The 19,527-nt window shown below is 65.1% G+C and carries 14 protein-coding genes; 11 read left to right on the forward strand and 3 right to left on the reverse strand.

Annotated features, from left to right (window positions below; genetic code table 11):
* Window positions 1-2: 2 nt before the first annotated feature.
* Entirely contained in the window at window positions 3-2,060 is a 2,058-nt protein-coding gene (locus ACQY39_RS08800; protein ID WP_428510763.1) for a ribonuclease catalytic domain-containing protein, read from the reverse strand.
* Window positions 2,061-2,265: 205 nt separating this feature from the next.
* On the opposite strand from ACQY39_RS08800, the gene ACQY39_RS08805 reads away from it, so the two are divergent.
* The 3 genes from ACQY39_RS08805 to ACQY39_RS08815 all read left to right on the forward strand — a co-directional run bounded on the left by ACQY39_RS08805 (window position 2,266) and on the right by ACQY39_RS08815 (window position 5,829).
* Window positions 2,266-4,464, forward strand: coding sequence for a prolyl oligopeptidase family serine peptidase (locus tag ACQY39_RS08805; RefSeq protein WP_428505343.1), 2,199 nt, complete (start codon window positions 2,266-2,268; stop codon window positions 4,462-4,464).
* A gap of 150 nt (window positions 4,465-4,614) precedes the next feature.
* On the forward strand, window positions 4,615-4,950 hold the full coding sequence (locus tag ACQY39_RS08810) for an SHOCT domain-containing protein (RefSeq protein ID WP_428505345.1): 336 nt from the start codon (window positions 4,615-4,617) through the stop codon (window positions 4,948-4,950).
* Window positions 4,951-5,181: 231 nt separating this feature from the next.
* Window positions 5,182-5,829 (forward strand): DUF6680 family protein, encoded by a 648-nt coding sequence (locus ACQY39_RS08815; RefSeq protein ID WP_428505347.1) that lies wholly within the window; start codon window positions 5,182-5,184, stop codon window positions 5,827-5,829.
* A gap of 371 nt (window positions 5,830-6,200) precedes the next feature.
* Here ACQY39_RS08815 and ACQY39_RS08820 read toward each other — a convergent pair whose 3' ends face one another.
* Complete coding sequence (locus ACQY39_RS08820) at window positions 6,201-6,947, reverse strand: helix-turn-helix domain-containing protein (RefSeq protein ID WP_263564681.1); 747 nt, start codon at window positions 6,945-6,947, stop codon at window positions 6,201-6,203.
* A 207-nt stretch (window positions 6,948-7,154) separates the two neighbouring features.
* Here ACQY39_RS08820 and ACQY39_RS08825 point away from each other — a divergent pair, with 207 nt between their 5' ends.
* The 4 genes from ACQY39_RS08825 to ACQY39_RS08840 all read left to right on the forward strand — a co-directional run bounded on the left by ACQY39_RS08825 (window position 7,155) and on the right by ACQY39_RS08840 (window position 11,665).
* Window positions 7,155-8,414: an amidohydrolase family protein gene (locus ACQY39_RS08825; RefSeq protein ID WP_428505349.1), complete on the forward strand. Its 1,260-nt coding sequence runs from the start codon at window positions 7,155-7,157 to the stop codon at window positions 8,412-8,414.
* A 118-nt stretch (window positions 8,415-8,532) separates the two neighbouring features.
* The gene (locus tag ACQY39_RS08830; protein ID WP_428505351.1) at window positions 8,533-8,952 is read left to right on the forward strand and encodes a hypothetical protein; all 420 of its coding nucleotides are present in this window, start codon (window positions 8,533-8,535) and stop codon (window positions 8,950-8,952) included.
* The gene (locus ACQY39_RS08835) at window positions 8,949-9,740 is read left to right on the forward strand and encodes a DUF2145 domain-containing protein (protein ID WP_428505353.1); all 792 of its coding nucleotides are present in this window, start codon (window positions 8,949-8,951) and stop codon (window positions 9,738-9,740) included. The genes ACQY39_RS08830 and ACQY39_RS08835 overlap by 4 nt, the downstream gene beginning before the upstream one ends.
* 23 nt (window positions 9,741-9,763) lie before the next feature.
* A complete protein-coding gene (locus ACQY39_RS08840; protein WP_428505355.1) occupies window positions 9,764-11,665 on the forward strand; it encodes an MFS transporter in 1,902 nt (633 codons plus the stop codon).
* Window positions 11,666-11,685: 20 nt separating this feature from the next.
* On the opposite strand, the gene fabG is transcribed toward ACQY39_RS08840, so the two are convergent.
* Entirely contained in the window at window positions 11,686-12,426 is a 741-nt protein-coding gene (gene fabG / locus ACQY39_RS08845) for a 3-oxoacyl-ACP reductase FabG (RefSeq protein ID WP_428505357.1), read from the reverse strand.
* Window positions 12,427-12,531: 105 nt separating this feature from the next.
* Here fabG and ACQY39_RS08850 point away from each other — a divergent pair, with 105 nt between their 5' ends.
* From ACQY39_RS08850 to ACQY39_RS08865, 4 genes are all read left to right on the forward strand, one after another.
* A complete protein-coding gene (locus ACQY39_RS08850) occupies window positions 12,532-13,035 on the forward strand; it encodes a hypothetical protein (protein ID WP_428505359.1) in 504 nt (167 codons plus the stop codon).
* A gap of 7 nt (window positions 13,036-13,042) precedes the next feature.
* Window positions 13,043-13,990, forward strand: a complete 948-nt coding sequence (locus ACQY39_RS08855) for a DUF2145 domain-containing protein (protein ID WP_428505361.1) — start codon at window positions 13,043-13,045, stop codon at window positions 13,988-13,990.
* A gap of 521 nt (window positions 13,991-14,511) precedes the next feature.
* Window positions 14,512-16,209 (forward strand): glycoside hydrolase family 19 protein, encoded by a 1,698-nt coding sequence (locus ACQY39_RS08860; protein ID WP_428505363.1) that lies wholly within the window; start codon window positions 14,512-14,514, stop codon window positions 16,207-16,209.
* 180 nt (window positions 16,210-16,389) lie between these two features.
* Window positions 16,390-19,521: a chitinase C-terminal domain-containing protein gene (locus ACQY39_RS08865; protein WP_428505365.1), complete on the forward strand. Its 3,132-nt coding sequence runs from the start codon at window positions 16,390-16,392 to the stop codon at window positions 19,519-19,521.
* The last annotated feature ends 6 nt before the right edge of the window (window positions 19,522-19,527 follow it).

The following is a 19,527-nucleotide window of genomic DNA, read 5'->3' on the forward strand; positions in this document are numbered from 1 at the left end:
CGTCAGTTCGCAGCCGCCTCGGTTGGCGCGCCGGCGGCATCGTCGCCCTCGGCGCCCATGTCCAGCGCCAGGGTCAGGGGCCCGCCGCCTTCCAGCACCTCGTCGTCCTCGCTCTCGGCGCCGTCCTCGCTGCTGGCGGCGCCAGTGTCCTCGGCCTCCAGGCGTTCGATCAGGCTGGCGTGCACGTCCAGCGTCATCTCATCGGTGCCGGTGATGCGCACACGCACATGGGCACCGCGCGGCAGCGGCTCGCAGCCCAGGGCCTTGAAGACCAGAGGCAGCTCGTCGGCGCGCACCAGGCCGTCCTTCATGACGGTGGCGGTCAGCTCGGTGATCTCGTTCTGCACCAGATAGCGCAAGGTCCAGAAGCGTTCGATGCCGTTCTGGAAGCCGTTGTAGGCGCTGTAGGCGGCGTCGAAGCCCGAGATGATGGAGAAGAGCTGTGCGTCCTTGGGCTTGAACGGCGCCACCAGGGCGGCCGTGCGGCCGTTCTTGGCGCAGGCAATGATCTGCCACTGGTTGACCAAGTCGACATAACGGCGCAGCGGCGAGGTGGCCCAGGTGTACTGGGCCACGCCCATGCCCGCATGGGGCAGGGCGCGCGTGCCCATGCGCACCTTGACGCCGGGCGCCATGCTGGCCTGGCTGCGGTAGATGCCGGGCAGGCCCATGTCGTTGAGCCAGCCGCCCCAGGTCGAGTTGGCCAGGATCATGGCCTCGGCCACGATCAAGTCCAGCGGCGAGCCGCGCAAGCGGGTGCTGATGCTGACGGTCTCGCTGCCATTGGGCTCACGCTCGCCGTTCGAATCGAGGCGGAAGTTGTAGTCCGGCCGGTTGAAGTTCTCGGGCTTGCCGCGCACGATTTCGCGCTGTGCCTTCAGATGGTTGGCCAGGCGGAAGGTGAAGGCCAGCTCGGGCGCGAAGGCGTAATCGGCCGGTGCGGCGCCGGTCAAGGTGTCGGCGGTGATGATGCCGTCCAGCTTGTCATGGCGCAGATTGGCCTTGATGGGCACGCGCTCCAGCTTCGTCTCGCTGCCAGTCACGGCCAGCGTGGCCTCGTCCATGGTGACGTAGAGCGAAACCGCCGGGCAGTCGCGCCCTTCGATCAAGGTGTAGGCCTGCACCACCTCGTCCGGCAGCATGGTCAGCTTCCAGCCGGGCATGTAGACGGTGGACAGGCGCTCGCGCGCCACCTTGTCCACGGCCGAGTCGGGCTGGAAGGCCAGGCCCGGCGCGGCGATATGCACGCCGAAGACGATGGTGCCCGTGCCCAGACCCTGGACCGACAGCGCATCGTCGATTTCGGTGGTGGCCGAGTCGTCGATCGAGAAGGCCTGCACCGGCGACAGCGGCAGCTCGTCCTTGATCTCGGGTGCCTGCAGGGCCGGGAAACCCGTGCCCTTGGGGAAGGTTTCGAACAGGAAACGCTTCCAGTGGAACTGATAAGGGCTGGCGATGGCGCCGGCGCTCTTGAGCAGTTCCAAGGGTGCCTTGTGCGAGCGGCGCGTGGCTTCGACCACGGCCTTGTACTCGGGGCCGTTCTTGTCGGGCTTGAACAGGATCTTGTAAATCTGATCGCGGATCGCGTCCGGGCAGCGGCCGGCGGCCAGCTCCTCGGCCCAGGCCTCGATCTGCAGCGCCTGCTGGCGCTTGCGCTCGATGCCCAGCAGGGCGGCCTTGACCACCTCTTCGGCCGCCTTCTTGAACTGGCCCTTGCCCGCGCGGCGGAAGTAATGCGGCGCTTCAAAGAGGCGGAACAGGGCGGCGGCCTGGTGGGTCACGCCGGCTTTGGCGTCGAAGTAATCGCGCGCCAGGTCGGCAAAACCGAACTCGGTGTCGGGCGCGAACTCCCAGGCCAGGTCCAGGTCGATCTCCTGGGCCAGGCGCTGGCCTTCCGCGATCAACTCCGCCGGGGCGGGCTTGTCGAACTTGAGCAGCACATTGGCTGACTTCACTTTGACGCGCTTACCCGACTCCAGTTCGATTTGCATCGAACTGTCGGCTTCGGACATCACGCGGCCGGCGAGGAATTTTCCGGCGTCATCGAACAGGGCAAACATATGGGCGGCATTGTCGCTGATCAAAGCGACTGCCTCGCCCGCTTGGGTGCTTCGCCTTGCCGATCATTAAGATGAGCCGCCGTCTTGATGCAGTTCAGGGTTCAAGCCGCCACCCCCTCGCAGCGCCGGCCCATCGGCTGGCAGGTCTTTCTACTCGGGGCGCCACCGCGCTGCCGATGTCATTCACCACTTGAGCATGCCGCACATGAAACTGAACCCGTCTCGCCTGGCACTGGCCTTGAGCGTTAGCCTGCTGTCCGCTCCGCTGTTCGCACAGACCGCCCCCAATTCACCGTACCCCGCCACCCCGCTCAAACCCGTCACCGATGTCTATCACGGCACCGCCGTGGTCGACCCCTACCGCTGGATGGAGGACCAGAAGTCCGCCGAGTTCCAGACCTGGCTGCGTGCGCAGGCCGATTACGCCAAGGCCAGCCTGTCCCAGTTGCCCGGCCGCGCCGCTTTGCGCGAGCGCCTGGGCCAACTCGCCGATGCGGGCGAAAGCACCGGCGGCTACAAGCTCGTGGCCGGCCAGCTCTTTTATATGAAGCGCGCGCCGGGCCAGAACCAGTCGCGGCTGTGGCTTCGTGCGGGGGTGGAAGGCGCCGAGCGCGAGCTGCTGGACCCGAACAACATCCCCGGCGAGCCCGGCAAGCATGCGATCGACTGGTACACGCCCTCGCCGGACGGCAAGCGCCTGGCCATTGGCCTGTCCAGCGGCGGCTCGGAAAACAGCGTGCTGCGCGTGTTCGATGTGGCCAGCGGCAAGTTCTTGAGCGAGGCCATCGCCCACACCGGCCTTAACCAGTTCGGCGTGGCCTGGTTCAAGGACGGCAGCGGCTTTGCCTACAACCGCCACCCGGCCGAAGAGCGCTACAACAAGAGCGCCGTCTTCCTGCACAAGCTCGGCGCCGATCCGGCGCAAGACGCGCCCCTGTTCGGCTGGGAGGTGAACGCCCAGGAGAAGCACGCGCTGGCCGACTTGCCCTACGTCTATCTGAGCAAGGACTCGCGCTGGGCCCTGGCCGAGGTGCTGCATGGCGATGCGGTCGAGCGCTCCTACTGGGTGGCGCCGGCCGAGGATCTGCTCAAGAAGGGCGCGGCCACCCCCTGGCGCCGCATCATCCGCCCGGAAGACAAGGTCACGGAGGCCACCATCTCCGGCGACCAGATCTATGCCCTGAGCCAGAAAAAAGCCTCGCGCCGCGAGCTGCTGCAGCTGGACCTGCGCCTGCGCACCACGCTCTTCCGCCCCCTGCTGCCGGCGGGCGAGAGCGTGTTGCAGGACATCAAGCTGGCCGACGATGCCGTCTACGTGAAGGCCCTGGATGCCGGCGTGAGCAAGCTCTGGCGGGTGGAGAAGAAAAAGCCCGGCAAGGGCAAGCCCGCCATCTCGACCGTGGCCCTGCCGTTTGAAGGCACGCTGCGCGAGATCAGCCCCTTGCCCGGCGGCGAGCTGCTGGTGCTGCACGAGGGCTGGACCCAGCCGCCGCAAAGCCTGGTCTTGATGAAGCCCGGCGCCGCTGACGCATCGGCGCGGCGAGTGGACCTGCAAAAGCCGGTGGCCGTGGACACCTCGGGCGTGCAGGCCGAGCGCGTCATGGTCAAGAGCCATGACGGCGTGATGGTGCCGCTGTCGATTCTGTCGTCCAAGAGTGCGCCGCGCGACGGCAAGCGCCCCACCATTCTCAGCGGTTACGGCGCCTACGGCATCACCCAGGAGCCCCGCTTCGGCGCCACCCGCCTGGCCTGGCTGGAGCGCGGCGGCGTCTCGGCCATCTGCCATGTGCGCGGCGGCGGTGAGCTGGGCGAAGACTGGCACCGCGGCGGCTACATCCAGACCAAGCAGAACACGGTCTCGGACTTTATTGCCTGCGCCGAATACCTGATTGCCAACAAGTACGCCTCGCCCGCCACCCTGGCCGGCACCGGCGGCAGCGCCGGCGGCATCACCATCGGCGGCGCCATCACCCAGCGCCCCGAGCTGTTTGCCGCAGCGCAGAGCGCGGTCAGCCTGTCCGACATGCTGCGCATGGAAACCACGCTCAACGGCGCGCCCAATATCGCCGAGTTCGGCACTGTCACCAACCCCGCGCATTTCAAGAGCATGTATGCGCTCAGCCCCGTGCACCGCGTGCGCGACGGCGTGAACTACCCGGCCGTCATCGTCACCACCGGCGCCAACGACCCCCGCGTCGAAGCCTGGATCCCCGCCAAGTTCGCCGCCCGCCTGCAAGCCGCACAGCCCGAGCGTTATGCTAACAAGCCCGCGCTGCTGCGCGTGGACTTCGAAGGCGGCCACGGCATGGGCTCCGGCGTGTCGCAGCGCCTGGACGAGACGGCGGATGTGTGGAGCTTCTTCCTCTGGCAGTTCGGGGATACGGGGTTTGCGCCGAAGCGGTGAGGGGCGGCTCAGTGCTCAGCCGGAGTAGCTTTGAGTCGTGGCTACTCTCGCTATTTGTCTGCTAGTCGGCGTTGAAAATTCGTGGCAGGCGTACGGAGCGCCTGCTTAAATTCTGGAAATAGTCCGTCGTTATTCAGGCTGGAAGGAAAAATGAAAGAAACCGCAGGCAAAGTTCTAAAGCGTCTCTGGCAATACGATATCGTAAAGAACGCGATCTCAGGCGCAGCAATCGGTGCAGTCGCAAGTCTATTTATTCCATTTCTTCGCCCAGTAAAAGGTGCCCTACTGCTGGCGCTACTCTTCGCTGGTGTTGGTGTTTACAGAAACCTTGGTAAGCAAAGTTCTGCAATCAACAAGGAAGATGGCACTCAAGCCGTCACTAAAGATGTAGCCGAAGAAATAAGGAAGTTTGCCGAGTTGAGAACGTCAAACGCTATTACAGAAGAAGAATTTCAAGCGCAGAAGAAGAGGCTGCTTGGTTATTAAGGTTTGAGTGGTTGTGCCTACCTTTGGTTGTAAATTAGTCGCGAACTGTGGCCTAGTTATTCTATGGTTTGAGTACATTTCGGCATGCTCCCATTTTGCCCCGCCACTTCGTTCTGGGCCAGGTGGTGTTACGCCACAATAAGTCTATTGATTCAATCATTGCGGCAGGCAGGGTAATTGGTGTAGCAGTTTGCGTAGCATCATTGCTGCCTAGAAAGTTTCAGTATGAATATGGATACCAAGGATTGGATTGTCGTAGTTGCGACTCTGCTGGGGCCAATTCTGGCTGTCCAGGCGCAAAAGTGGATTGAAGGTATACGTGAGCAAAAGGACCGAAAAACTCGTGTGTTCACGCAGCTAATGGCAACACGCGCTGCTCGATTGACTCCAGATCATGTGCAAGCATTGAACATGATCGACCTAGTTTTCTATGGTGGTTTCGTCTTCGGAATTCACCATAGGACACGCAAAGAACAAGCTATTCTGGACGCATGGAAGGAGTATCACGACAACCTGGGCGAGGGAGCTGATTTAGCGGAGGCTCAACAGCAGGCCCACTATGCAAAACGCGAAGAACTTTTTCTGAATCTTCTCTATGCAATGGCTCAGGATGTCGGCTTTACCTTTGATCGTGTTCAACTTAAGCGAGGGGCTTACACACCCGTTGCCCATGAGGAGATCGAAGCGGATCAACGCATACTTCGCAAAGCCCTGATTCAGACAATGTCAGGTGATTCGCCATTAAGCATGCGCGTTTTACAAATGCCAGCGAACCCCGAACTTGCGGAAGAATACCGCCGCAACATTGAGCGCATTGCAATTGCACTTGAAGCAAAAGCACATGAACCAGTCCAAGTTGAGAGGGTGCCTGTGGCTTAGCTGGTTGGACAAGTTGATGCCAACATTGGAAACGGACCTGGCATTTTCAAGGCATGTTTTGGCGTCCTGCGCCTTCTCCCTCGGCTCCGGCGCTGCTTACCTAGGGCGTTGAACTACCGCCCTCTGGTCATAGGGTCAGCATTGCAGAGGTCAGTAGTGGGGGTGGATTCGGCAAACCTAAGCAACACGCCGTTTACCGCGTAGGCGGCATAGGCTTGTCGTCAGGAGGTTGATTCGCGATTGATTTTTCGTCGGCGACGCCCTTGCCACACGGTTTTCAAAGTGAGCCATGAGCTTGCTCCCTCACTCGAAGCAACTGCTGTCCCTTCGCAGCGGTAAATCGGCGCGAATCGCACCGGGGTCGGCGCCTCCTACCCCCGCCCCGCCCTCTGCAAATGCCTGAAGTGCTCAAACAACCAGGACCGCATGCCCATCACCAGGGTGTACTGGCGCTTCTCGGCCTCGGGCAGTTTCTGGTCCAGCAGGTGCTGGCGGGCGAAATCGTGGGCCAAGCGTTGCAGGCGTTCGACCAGCTCGCGGGCCTTGGCCTGGCTGAGGCGGCCGTGCACCAGGCTCAGCAGCTCGGCCTCGCCGTCGAAGCCGCCTGAGAAAAAATCTCCGGCCACTTCCTCGCGGAAGAAGTTCATCACCGGCCCGTGCGGGCGCCAGCGAAAGGTCTTGGCCACGCGCAGCTTGTAGCGGTTCAGGGGCTTGAGCTCGATGATGTCCAGCCGGTCCAGCTCGGCCAGGTGCAGGGTCACCTCGGCCTCGCTGAGGCGGTAGTGCTGGTGCATCTGCTCGGCCGTCCACTGGCTCAGACAGCAGATGGCCACCAGCAGCAGCTTGGGGTCGGCCACCACGGCTTTTTCCTGCGCCAGGCTCAGTTCCATGCGCAGGGGCTGGCGTTCGCTGAGTGAGCGGCTCAGCTCGCCGAAATCGGTGTTCAGCACCCGGCAGATTTCATCGACCCGCGACAGCGGCATCTCGCCGCCGGGCGCAAACATGCGCTTGACGCTGGATTCCGACAGCTCCAGCTCGCGGGCCACATCGGCATAGCTCAGGCCCTGGCTCTTCAGCTCGGCCTTGATCACTTCGATCAGGGTTTGGGTGGTGGACATGCGGGCTTCGGTGCGAAGAAGAAGTCAGAAAAGAAAAGAGAAAAGTGCTGTGGCGCCGGGCGCAGCAGTAGCGCATGGTGCCACCGTCGGGGCCAGGTCTTGCCACCGAGCGGCATTTTTCGCACGCCAGCGCCGCGCTGCCGCGAGCATCGCTTTCATTCCAAGCCCAGCCGGGCGCCATCCCATCCAGACGGAGTGAGACACGCGATGCACCACGATGCTGCCTTTCAAACCACACGGCGCCGCCACCTGCAATGCTGCGGCGCCGCCGCCGTGGCCGGCCTGTTCAGCAGCCTGGTGCGCCCGGCCCAAGCCGGCTATCTGCGCAACCCCTGCCGTGGCGCCTTGCCCGAGGCCCTGCGCCAGCATCCGGCCCTGCAGCAGCTCTGGCAGGACATCGACGCCCGCCAGCTCTGGGACGTGCACTGCCATCTGCTCGGCACCGGCGATGCCGGCAGCGGCTGCCGCATCCACCCAGCCATGCACCAGTGGTGGCACCCGGGCGAGAGCCTGCGCCGCCGCGTCATCATGGACGGCGCCTGCGTGCCGGCCGATGCGCCCAGCGTGGACCGTGCCTATCTGCAGCGCTTGCGTGCGCTGACCGAAGACTTCCCCGAGGGCGCCCGCTGGATGCTCTATGCCTTTGACGAGGCCCACGACGAGCAGGGCCGGGCCCAGGCCGACTGGACCACCTTCCATGTGCCCGATGCTTATGCCCGCAGCGTGGCGCAGGCCGGCCCGCAGCGCTTTGCCTGGGTGGCCTCCATCCACCCTTACCGCGAGGATGCGCTGACCCGCCTGGATGCGGCCATCGCCGGCGGCGCCGTGGCGCTGAAATGGCTGCCCAGCAGCATGAACATCGATCTGCGCGACCGCCGCCTGCGCCCCTTTTACGAGCGTTTGGCCGCCGCCCGCTTGCCCCTGATCGTGCACTGCGGCGAAGAGAAAGCCGTGCCCGGCGCCGGCCGCGATGAGCTGGGCAACCCGCTGCTGCTGCGCCAGCCCTTGTCGCAAGGCGTGCGCGTGATCGCGGCGCACTGCGCCTCGCTCGGCGATGCGCTGGACCTGGACCAGCCCCGGCCGCGCCTGCGCCCGGCTTTTGATCTCTTCGCCCGGCTGATGGACGAGCCGGCCTGGAGCGGCCTGCTGCTCGGCGATGTCTCGGCCCTGTTCCAGTTCAACCGCCGGCCCGAGGTCTGGCGCAGCGTGCTGAGCCGGCAAGATTGGCATGGCCGCCTGCTCCATGGCTCGGACTACCCGCTGCCCGGCGTGGGCCTGCTCTACCGCCTGGGCAGCCTGGTGCGGGCGGGGCTGCTAGACGCCGCGCAGCAGCCTTTTCTGGAGCAGCTGCGCGAGCACAACCCGCTGCTGTTCGATCTGCTTTTGAAGAAGTCGGTTCGGTGGCGAGGCCAGGGCTTGCGCACTGAGGTCTTTCACTCGCGCCGCCATTTCGAGCATCCAGGCTGAGTGCGGCCCTGCGATGATGCGCCCGCCAGCGCGCATGCCAATCCATGTGCCGACGGTGTGCCTGACGGAGACATCAAGTCGAAAGCCGGGGTACTGCAAGACCCTTGAATCGGGAGTTATGAAGATTAAGAACACCAAGTTCCTTTCCTGTTCCGCGTATCTGCTGCTGAGCCTGGTCTTGTTGCAAGCGCCACATGCGCGAGCCCAGACCACGGCCTCGGAGGCCAGTGCCTTGTCTGCCGTGCCCGTGGCGGTCTCGGTGGCAGCGCCTGCGGTGCTCTTGTCGGCGGGTGCGAACTTGACGGTCGTGGCCGTCGAGGCCTCGGCCCAGGGCACGGTGTGGGTGTTGGAGCGCGCGTCGGATGGCGTCCGCGCCAGCGTTCGTTTCACCGGCAAGGCCAGCACAGCTTTGGGCGCCGTGGTGGTGGTCTCGGTGATCGGCAGTGGCTATGTGCTTTCGGTGGCGGGCGAGGCGGTCGCCCTGGTGCCCAATGCCGTCGGCAAGGCCTTGCTGCACAACGAGCAGATCACGCGATGAAGCACTGCGTTTGGCTGGTGTTGTTGCTGACGGCCGGCTGGGCTCAGGCCGGGCGGCCTTGTGAGGACAAGCCGCTCACCGTGCAGCAGATCGAGCGCGGCATGAACCTGGCCGAAGCCACGGCTCGGCAGTTGGAGGCCAGCGGTGCGCAGGTCGTGTTGCTGGCCCGCGCGGGGCAAGACCTTAGCAAGTACGGGGTTCAGTGGTCCCACCTGGGCATTGCCTACCGGGACAGCCAGGGTGATGCGCAGGATGCGCAGCCGGTCTGGCGTGTGCTGCACAAGCTCAACCACTGTGGCTGCGCCCGCGCCGATCTGTTTCGTCAGGGCCTGGGTGAGTTCTTTTTGGACCGCCCGCATCGCTACGAGGCTGCTTTTGCTCGGCTGAGCCCGGCGCTTCAGTCGGCGCTGATGCCGCTGCTGCGCGACCAAGCACGCGTGGCCACCCTGCACGAGCCGCGCTACAGCATGGTGTCTTACGCCTGGGGCAGCAAGTACCAGCAAAGCAATCAATGGGTGCTGGAGACGCTGGCCTTGGCGAGCCAGGGTGCAGAGAGCCGGGCCCAGGCCCAGGCCTGGTTGCGCGAGCGGGACTACCAGCCCGGCCTGCTGCGGCTTTCCACGGTCACGCGGCTGGGCGCACGGGTGAGCATGGCCAATGTCGAGTTCGATGACCATCCGAGCGCCCAACGCTTTGCCGGGCGAATTGAAACGATCACGGCCGATTCGGTGTTCGCCTGGCTGCCCCGCGCGGGAGCCGGCGATGCGGTCGAGCTGGTCAAACCATGAATTGAAGAAGCGGAGGCAACAGCATGTCGGAATCCCATGGTGGTCAGTTCGCGCTCTTGGCGCAGCGCCGCTTCGCCCCGTTTTTCTGGACCCAGTTCCTGGGTGCGGCGAATGACAACCTGTTCAAGTTCGCCTTCACCGTGCTGCTGACCTACCAGCTGCAGCTGAGCTGGTTGAAGCCGGCCCAGGCCGGGCTGGTGATCGGCGCCTTGTTCATCTTGCCTTTTGTGCTGTTCTCGGCCACCAGCGGCCAGCTGGCCGACAAGCATGACAAGACGCGGCTGATCCAGTTCATCAAGAGCCTGGAGATCGCCATCATGGCGCTGGCGGCCTGGGGCTTTTACGCGACGAATGTGCCGGCTCTTTTGGTCTGCGTCTTCCTGCTGGGCCTGCACTCGACCCTGTTCGGCCCGGTCAAGTACGCCTATCTGCCGCAGCAGCTGAACGAGCGCGAGCTGACGGGCGGCAATGGCATGGTGGAGATGGGCACCTTTGTGGCCATCCTGCTGGGCAATGTGGCCGGTGGCGTGCTGATCGCGCGCCCCGAGGTGGGCGCGCAGCAGGTGGCCTTGGCCTGCCTGGGCCTGGCTGTGCTGGGGCGCTTGACGGCGCAAGCCATTCCAACTTGCCCGGCCACCGACCCCGGCCTGGTGATCAACTGGAACCCGGTCAGCGAGACCTGGCGCAACCTCAAGCTGGCTGGTGAGCAGCTGGCGGTGTTCCGCTCGCTGCTGGGCATTTCCTGGATGTGGTTCTTTGGTGCCGTCTTCCTGGCCAACTTTCCGGCGTTTGCGAAAGACGTGCTGCACGGCAATGAGCAGGTGGCTTCGCTGCTGCTGGTGGTGTTCTCGGTCGGCATCGGTGTGGGCTCGCTGCTGTGCGAGCTGTTCTCGCGCCGCCATGTCGAGATCGGCCTGGTGCCGGTGGGCGCCATCGGCATGAGCGTGTTTGCCATCGACCTCTACTTCGCCTCGCGGGGCTTGCCGGCGCCATTGCCTGCTGCTGCGGCGCTGAGCCTGGGCGACTTCCTGGCCCAGGCCGCGCATTGGCGCGTGCTGGCCGATCTGTGCCTGCTGGCGCTGTTCGCCGGCCTGTACAGCGTGCCCATGTACGCGCTGATTCAGGTGCGCGCCCAACCGACCCACCGCGCCCGCATCATCGCGGCCAACAACATCCTCAACGCGCTGTTCATGATCGCCAGCTCGCTGCTGGCCGGTGCCTTGCTCGGCGCGGGCTTCAGCATCCCCGAGCTCTTCTTGGCGGTGGGCCTGGCCAATGCGGTGGTGGCGTTCTACATCTTCATGCTGGTGCCCGAGTACCTGCTGCGCTTTGTGGCCTTCGTGGCCTCGCGCCTGGTCTACCGCTTCCGAGTGCGCGGCGACGAGCACATTCCGGCGCGCGGCCCGGCCCTGCTGGTCTGCAACCATGTCTCCTTCATCGACGCCGTGCTGCTGATGGCGGCCAGCCCGCGGCCGATCCGCTTTCTGATGGACCACCGCATCTTCCGCATCCCGGTGCTGGGCTGGTTGTTCCGCCTGGCCAAGGCGATCCCAATCGCGCCGCAGAAGGAAGACCCGGCCACTTACGAGCGCGCTTTCGAGCTGGCGCGCGAGGTGCTGGACGAGGGCGAGTTGCTCTGCATCTTCCCCGAGGGCGGCATCACCCGCGACGGCACGCTGCAGCCCTTCAAGGGCGGGCTGATGAAGATCCTGGAAGGGCGCGAGCAGGTGCCGGTGGTGCCGCTGGCGCTGCAGAACCTCTGGGGCTCTTTTTTCTCGCGCGTGGAGCAGGGCCAGGCCATGGTGCGGCCCTTCCGGCGGGGCTTGTTCAGCCGGGTTGGGCTGCTGGCGGGCCCGCCCTTGGCCTCGGCCGAGGTCAGCCCCGATCGGCTCCGCGCGCGGGTCGAGGCGCTGCTGGTGAGCTGAGCTTCTGCGAGCCGCCCGGCCTACACCGTCATGCCGCCCGAGACCTCGATCACCGCGCCATTGATGTAGCTGGCGTCCTCGCTGGCCAGAAAGGCGTAGACGCTGGCGATCTCTTCTGGCTTGCCCAGGCGCTTGAGCGGCACATGGGCTTGCATTTCGGTGATCACCTTCTCGGGGATGGTGGCCAGGATGGGCGTCTCGATGAAGCCCGGCGCGACCGCATTGACGCGCACGCCCTTGAGCCCCAGCTCGCGCGACCAGGTCTTGGTGAAGCCGATCACGCCGAACTTGGCCGCCGCGTAATTGGTCTGGCCGAAATTGCCGTAGATGCCGACCACCGAGCTGGCGTTCAGGATCACGCCGGCGCCCTGCGCCACCATGGCGTCGGCCACGGCCTGGGCGCAGTGGAAGACGCCGCGCAGATTGACGTCGATGACTTGGTCGAACTGCTCCAGGCTCATCTTCTGCAGCCGCGCGTCGCGGGTGATGCCGGCGTTGTTGACCAGCACATCGATGCGGCCGTAACGCGCCAGCACCTCGGCCACCACCGTATCCACCTGGGCGCGGTCGGTGACATTGAGCACCAGGCCCAGGGCTTCGGCGCCGAGCGCGCGGCATTGGTCGGCGGCGGCGTTCACGGCTTCGGGCTTGATGTCGCCGCAGATGACGATGGCGCCTTCCTGGGCAAAGCGCAGGGCGGTGGCCAGGCCGATGCCTTGGGCGGCGCCGGTGATGATGCAAACCTTGTTCTTCAGCTTCATGAGTGTTGGATGAAAGTGGGGCGAAGAGTGCGCAGTCTAGGCCCGGCTTGCCCTCGGGCAGCCGCTAACATCGCGCATCCTTGCTCTGAACCTGACGGACCCCTCATGAACACCCATTCCTTGCGTCTTTCGTCCCGGGCCACTGCGGCTGCTGTGTTGGCGCTGGCTTCTTTGGCCCTGGCGGCGCCCGCCCAGGCCACGGGCCTGTCGGCGTCTTCGGCCTCCGAGAGCATCGGCACCTCGATCGGCAGCCTGTCCACCTCGGTGCAGAAGTCCAGCGAAAGCTCGAGCGGCGACAAGAAGGTGGCGGCCGGCGACTACAAGATCATCGAAGTGGCCGAGGCCCCGGGTCGCCCGGGTCAGGTACGCCTGAGCTTGCAGGCCAAGGTTCAAGGCGGGGCCGCCGATGGTCAGAGCGCTGAGCAGTTCTTCCTGTTCTTGCCGCAGACGACCCTGGCAGCAGCTGGCCTGGAGAACGGCCAGTGGGTCAGCGCCCGGCCGACGTCCTATGGCCTGGAGTTTTCGCGTCAGGCCACGCAGCAGGCCTTCTTCCTGGTGCTGGACGACGCCTTCTATCGCGAGCTGCCCTCGCGCGCTGTGACGCTTTGAGATGGGCGTGAAGGTGTCGGCCGGGCTGCCTTTGCTGATGGCTTTGGCATCGTTTCTCGCTCTGGCCTCAGCACCCTGCCGCGCCGACATCCTGCGCTATTGCGCGCAGACCACCGAGTCCATGAGCGTGGCGCAGCAGGACCGCTTGCTGCGCTTCAGCGCCGTGGTCAAGCAGCAGCTCGAAGCCTCGGGCCAGGAGCTGGCCATCGTCGCCCGTGCCGGGCTGGATCTGCAGCGTTTTGGCCTGCGCTACTCGCATGCAGGCATCAGCCTGAAGGCCAGCCCCAACACGCCCTGGTCGGTGCGCCAGCTCTATTTCGCCTGCGACGAGAACCGACCGCGCCTGTTCGACCAGGGCCTGGCCGGCTTTCTGCTGGGCACGCTGACCCCGGATTTGAGCGTCATCTCCTTGCTCTTGCTGCCGCCCGAGGCCGCGGCGCCGGTGCAGGCTTTGGCGGCCGATGACGGCCGCGCCTTGCAGCTGCTGGCGCCGCGCTACAGCGCCAACGCCTATGCCTTCGGCCTGAGTTACCAGAACTGCAACCAGTGGCTGCTCGAGTTGCTGGCCGCCGGCTGGGGCGGTTTGCAGCCCTCCGCTGAGGCCCAAGCGGGCGTGTACCAAGCCGGTCTGCGCGCCCAGGCCCAGGCCTGGCTGCAAGCCCAGGGCTACCAGCCCACGGCCGTGGAGCTGGGCTGGCGGCCGCTGATGTGGGCCGGCGCCTTGATTCCCTGGGTGCACAGCGATGACCACCCGGCCGAGGACCTGGCGCAGCTGCGCTACCGGGTCAGCATGCCCGATTCCATCGAGCAGTTTGTGCGCCAGCGCTGGCCCGAGGCGCGGCGTGTTGAGTTGTGCCTGCGTGGCCAGCAGGTGGTCATGCGCCGCGGCTGGCAGCCCTTGTCGGCCGATTGCACGGCGGCCGAAGACGATCAAGTGATCGACCTGGGCGCCTGAGGCCCTGGCCTGCCTTTGCGGCAGGTGCCGCAGCGCGGCATTGGCGCCACCCATGACGCGCATACGCAGGACCGGGAGGTCTTGCTAACGGTGAGATTGCCTGTCTTTTTGTATCAAAACCCCGCCCGAGCTTGAATGCATCGCGCCCGATTCGGGCTCCTGGCCGGCCGCTGCAAGCGCGCCGGGCAAGGGCTTTTGGCAAGGCTCCGCCACGCCGCAGCGCTAAGCGGGCTGGACTGCGTTTGGTATTGCTGTTTACGCTATGTTTCGTGCAAACTAGGTGTTTTCATCTATGTTTTGCGACAAACTGGTATCTAAAGTAAATACCACTGATGGGCCAAAGCAATGTTTTGGTCTTGAAGCGGTTGCCTCGATTGCCACGGGCTCTGGGGCTTGAATCACACCGGCGCTGCAGCCTTTTGGCGCGTGAGAGATGGGAGTTGTTCATGAACCGAAGTCCTGAAATCGCAACCCACCTGGCATGCGGCCAAGAGCGCCTCACCGGAGCGCGCGAGGTTTTCATGAATCGGCCGTTCGGCATACTGTCAGGCCTTACAGGTCGTCATCTGCGCGGCCAGCGTTGGGCGGTTTTGGCCGTGTTGCTGGCCGCGGCGGCGCCCGCCTGGGCGGTGAACTGCAGCGCCTTGCCGGTCTGGGCCTCGGCCACGGCCTACACGGCGGGCAAGCAGGTGCAGGACGCTGGCAAGGCCTACTCGGCCAATTGGTGGACGCAAGGCCAGGCACCGGCGAGCAATTCGGGCAGCTGGGCGGTCTGGAAGCCCTTGGGCGCCTGCGATGGCGGCGGTGGCACGGGCGGCAACAAGGCGCCGGTGGCCAACTTCAGCTCGGCGGTGGACCGCCTGACTGTCAGCTTCGACGGCAGCAGCTCCAGCGACGCCGATGGCGCGGTGGCCAGCTGGCGCTGGGATTTCGGTGATGGCACGAGCGGCACGGGTGCCAAGACCAGCCATGCCTATGCCAAGAACGGTACCTACCCGGTCACCTTGACGGTCACCGATGACAAGGGCGCCACCGGCAGCAAGGCCTTGAGTGTGAGCCTGGTTTCCGTGGTCAAGGACCCGGTCACCGGCAAGTACATCTTGCGCCAGGCCGATGTGCTGGCCAATGAAGCGCGGCTGACCAGCACGCCGCTGTTCGCCTCGGTCAAGGCTTCGGTGGCGACGCGGGACAACGCTGTGGTCACCGCGGTCAAGCCCGGAGCGGCCGGCAACCCCGAGAACGTCAAACGCGTCGAACGCATCTTGCCCGCCAGCCAGTGGGAATTCTTGTTCCCGTTGCGCCATGCCAGCTACACCTACACCGGCCTGCTGCAGGCTGTGGCCAAGTTCTCGGGCGTGTGCAGCAGCTACAGCGATGGCCGCGATGCCGATGCCATCTGCCGCAAGACCCTGGCCACCATGTTCGCCCACTTCACGCAGGAGACCGGCGCGCATGACCGCAACAACGCCATCCCCGAGTGGCGCCAGGCCCTGTACTTCGTGCGTGAATCGGGCTGCAGCGAGAGCAGCTACGGCTGCCCTTACAACAACGAGTGCCTGCCGAGCACCTGGCAGGGTCAGGTCTGGCCATGCGGCAAGGACGCTCAGGGCCGCTACAAGCAGTACTTCGGCCGCGGCGCCAAGCAGCTGTCCTACAGCTTCAACTACGGCCCCTTCTCGGACGCCATGTTTGGTGATGTGAAGGTGCTGCTGAACAACCCCGAGCAGGTGGCCGACACCTGGCTCAACCTGGCCTCGGCGGTGTTCTTCTTCGTCTACCCGGCCTCGCCCAAGCCCAGCATGCTGCATGTGGTGGACGGCAGTTGGAAGCCCAATGCGACCGATACGGCCCAAGGCATCAAGCCCGGTTTCGGAGCCACCACCCATGTGATCAACGGCGGCATCGAATGCGGCCAGATCATCGAGAAGCCGCAGTCGGTCAATCGCATCGCCTACTACCGCCAGCATGCAGCCTCCCTCGGCGTGCCGATCGCGGCCAATGAAGAATTGGGCTGCGCGACGCAGAAGCCTTTTGTGGTCGGCGGCGCCGGCGCCCTGGACATCTACTGGGACCAGGACTGGGCCTACTACCCCGACATGCCCGAGGGCAAAGCCTTCGCCTGCAAGCTGGTCGGCTACCAAACGGCTCACTTCGCCCTCAAGGCCGGCGACTACCAACGCTGTGTCGAGAAGTACTTCGATGTGACCGTCAAACCATGAGCCGGCACTGAAAAACCAGCGGTCCGGGCGCGTCGCTCCGAGTCCGCTTCTCCCCGAAGGCCGTTCCTGCAGCCCTCGTTCGAGCGAGGGGTGGGGCGGCTGCATTCCGCGACGCAAACCGCCCCGCCCAGCGCCCTGCGCGCTTCCAAGAACCTAGCCTGAGACAAGCAAGGACTCCCCATGAAACATGCACTTCCCAGCCTGAGCGTGCTGGTGGCCGCCATGGCCGCCAGCCCCGCTTTGGCCTACAACTGCACCGGTGTGAATGAATGGTCGGCCACGGCCGTCTACACATCGGGCGGCAAGGCCAAACAGAACAACAAGGCCTTCCAAGCCAAGTGGTGGACTCAGGGCAACAGCCCGGCCACCAACTCGGGCCAGTGGGACGTCTGGAAGCCGCTGGGCGACTGCGATGGCGTCGTCAATCAGCCGCCGGTGGCAGCGTTCACCAGCAGCATCAACGGCCTGGCTGTCAGCGTCAACGGCAGCGCTTCGACCGATGCCGACGGCCGCGTGGCCAGCTATGCCTGGACCTTTGGTGACGGCGGCACGGCCACAGGCGCCACCGCCAGCCGCAGCTATGCCGCAGCCGGCACCTACACCATCACCTTGACGGTGACCGATGACAAGGGCGCCACCAGCAGCAAGAGCAGCCAGGTGACCGTGGGGACGGTGGTCAACCAGCCGCCCGTCGCCGCCTTCACCAGCACGGCCAGTGGCCTGACGCTGAGTGTCAACGGCAGCGGCTCCAGCGACCCCGACGGCACGATTGCCAGCTACGCCTGGAACTTCGGCGATGGCGGCACCGCCACCGGCGCCACCGCCAGTCGCACGTATGCGGCCGCCGGCAGCTACAACGTCAGCCTGACGGTGACCGACAACAAGGGTGCCACGAACACCAAGACTCAGGCCGTCACCGTGACGGCCGGCCCGGTCAACAAGCCGCCCACAGTGGCCTTGACCGCACCGACTGCCGGCGCAACCCCCGGTGCCGGTGACAGCGTCACCCTGAGCGCCAATGCTGCCGACAGCGATGGCACGGTCGCCAAGGTGGCCTTCTACATCAACGGCGCCCTGGTGGCCGAGGACAGCACATCGCCCTTCAGCGTGGCGTGGACGGCACGCGCTGGCGTGGCCGACGTCGTCGCCCGCGCCACCGATGACAAGGGCGCCAGCACCGACAGCTCGGCCGTGCGCATCACCGTCAGCGGTACCAGCACGGGTGATGAGCGCTGCCGCCCCGAAGGCCTGCTGACCACACCGGGTACCTCGCCCGCCTACTGCAAGGTCTATGACGAGCAGGGCCGCGAAAAGATGGGCGCCGACAAGCCGCGCCGCATCATCGGCTACTTCACCAGCTGGCGCACCGGCAAGAACGGCCAGCCCGCCTACCTGGCCAGCAACATCCCCTGGGCGCAGCTGACCCACATCAACTACGCCTTTGCGCACGTGGACGGCGCCAACAAGCTCTCGGTCGGCAATGTCAACGACCCGAACAATCCGGCCACCGGCATCACCTGGCCCGGTGTGGCCGGTGCCGAGATGGACCCGAGCCTAAGCTACAAGGGCCACTTCAACCTGCTGAGCAAGTACAAGAAGCAGTTCCCGCAGGTCAAGACCCTGGTGTCGGTTGGCGGCTGGGCCGAGACGGGCGGCTACTTCGACGACAGTGGCAAGCGCGTGGCCAGCGGTGGCTTCTACACCATGACCACCAATTCCGACGGCAGCGCCAACACGGCCGGCATCAATGCCTTTGCCGACTCGGCCGTGGCCTTCCTGCGCCAGTACGGCTTTGACGGTGTGGACATCGACTACGAGTACGCCACCAGCATGAAGGACGCCGGCAACCCTGACGACTTCGCCATCTCCAATGCGCGCCGCGCCAGCCTGGTGAAGAACTATGTGGTGCTGATGCAAACCCTGCGTGCGCGCCTGGATGCGGCCAGCCAAGCCGATGCCAAGCACTATATGTTGACGGTGGCGGCGCCAGCCTCGGGCTACTTGCTGCGCGGCATGGAGAACTACCAGGTCACCCAGTACCTGGACTACGTCAACATCATGAGTTATGACCTGCACGGCGCCTGGAACCAGTTTGTTGGCCCCAATGCAGCGCTCTACGACGACGGCAAGGACAAGGAGCTGGAGGCCTGGAGCTACTACACCGCGCCGCAGTACGCGCGCATCGGCTACCTCAACACCGATTGGGCCTATCACTACTTCCGCGGCGCGCTGCCGGCCGGTCGCATCAACATCGGTGTGCCTTACTACACCCGCGGTTGGAAGGACGTGACGGGCGGCAGCAACGGCCTTTGGGGCACGGCTGCTCAGACCGACCAGACCAAGTGCCCGCCGGGAACCGGCGGCGGCACGGTGCAGAAGTGCGGTGCAGGCGCCATTGGCATCGACAACCTCTGGCATGACCTGGATGTCGGCAACAAGGAGGTGCCCGCTGGCTCCAACCCCATGTGGCACGCCATGAACCTGGCCGCCGGCAAGCCCGGCAGCTATCTGGCCGCCTACGGTCTGAACCCGGCCACCAACCCGGCCGACCAACTGACCGGCAGCTATGCGCGCTTCTATGACTCGACCCTGGTTGCGCCATGGTTGTGGAATGCCCAGAAACGGGTCTTCTTGTCCACCGAGGATGAGCAGAGCATTGGCGTGAAGGCCCAGTACGTGGCCGACCGCGGCATCGGTGGTGTGATGTTCTGGGAATTGGCCGGTGACTATGCCTACGACAACGCGAAGGCCGAGTACTTCATGGGCAGCACCCTGACCAAGGCGCTGTACAACAAGTTCAAGACGGCCACGCCTTACGGCAACCGCCTGAGCGCCACGGCCCTGCCGACCGAGAGCCTGGACATCCGCTTCCGCATCGCCGGCTTCGCCCTGGGTGACGCCAACTACCCGATCAACCCCAAGCTGACCCTGACCAACAACAGCACGCAGACCCTGCCGGGCGGCACCGACTTCAGCTTCGATGTGCCGACCGCCATTCCTGCGACGCTGGCGGATCAGAGTGGCTTCGGGCTCAAGATCGTGCAGAGCGGTGCCAACCCGGCCGGCAACAACATCGGCGGCCTCAAGAATGATGCGCACCGCGCTGCCTTCAAGCTGCCGACCTGGCAGACCCTGGCCCCGGGTCAGAGCGTGACCATCGCCCTGAACTACTACCTGCCCATGCCCATGCCGAGCAACTGGGTGGTCAGCTTCGGTGGCAAGTCCTACAGCCTCAAGCAAGAGGCACGGCGCGCGGACCTGAGCGCCGCCGCCATGGCCAAGGCCGCTGCCGCCAAGGCCGCAGGCAAGTGAACGCAC

Source organism: Roseateles sp. (genome assembly GCF_965262435.1).
Classification (GTDB): Bacteria; Pseudomonadota; Gammaproteobacteria; order Burkholderiales; family Burkholderiaceae_C; genus Paucibacter_A.

What these genes read in the sequence shown, in the direction of transcription:
- ACQY39_RS08800 (WP_428510763.1), bottom strand. Translation starts at nt 2,060, where the DNA reads ATGTTTGCCCTGTTCGATGACGCCGGAAAATTCCTCGCCGGCCGCGTG.
- ACQY39_RS08805 (WP_428505343.1), top strand. Translation starts at nt 2,266, where the DNA reads ATGAAACTGAACCCGTCTCGCCTGGCACTGGCCTTGAGCGTTAGCCTG.
- ACQY39_RS08810 (WP_428505345.1), top strand. Translation starts at nt 4,615, where the DNA reads ATGAAAGAAACCGCAGGCAAAGTTCTAAAGCGTCTCTGGCAATACGAT.
- ACQY39_RS08815 (WP_428505347.1), top strand. Translation starts at nt 5,182, where the DNA reads ATGGATACCAAGGATTGGATTGTCGTAGTTGCGACTCTGCTGGGGCCA.
- ACQY39_RS08820 (WP_263564681.1), bottom strand. Translation starts at nt 6,947, where the DNA reads ATGTCCACCACCCAAACCCTGATCGAAGTGATCAAGGCCGAGCTGAAG.
- ACQY39_RS08825 (WP_428505349.1), top strand. Translation starts at nt 7,155, where the DNA reads ATGCACCACGATGCTGCCTTTCAAACCACACGGCGCCGCCACCTGCAA.
- ACQY39_RS08830 (WP_428505351.1), top strand. Translation starts at nt 8,533, where the DNA reads ATGAAGATTAAGAACACCAAGTTCCTTTCCTGTTCCGCGTATCTGCTG.
- ACQY39_RS08835 (WP_428505353.1), top strand. Translation starts at nt 8,949, where the DNA reads ATGAAGCACTGCGTTTGGCTGGTGTTGTTGCTGACGGCCGGCTGGGCT.
- ACQY39_RS08840 (WP_428505355.1), top strand. Translation starts at nt 9,764, where the DNA reads ATGTCGGAATCCCATGGTGGTCAGTTCGCGCTCTTGGCGCAGCGCCGC.
- fabG (WP_428505357.1), bottom strand. Translation starts at nt 12,426, where the DNA reads ATGAAGCTGAAGAACAAGGTTTGCATCATCACCGGCGCCGCCCAAGGC.
- ACQY39_RS08850 (WP_428505359.1), top strand. Translation starts at nt 12,532, where the DNA reads ATGAACACCCATTCCTTGCGTCTTTCGTCCCGGGCCACTGCGGCTGCT.
- ACQY39_RS08860 (WP_428505363.1), top strand. Translation starts at nt 14,512, where the DNA reads ATGAATCGGCCGTTCGGCATACTGTCAGGCCTTACAGGTCGTCATCTG.
- ACQY39_RS08865 (WP_428505365.1), top strand. Translation starts at nt 16,390, where the DNA reads ATGAAACATGCACTTCCCAGCCTGAGCGTGCTGGTGGCCGCCATGGCC.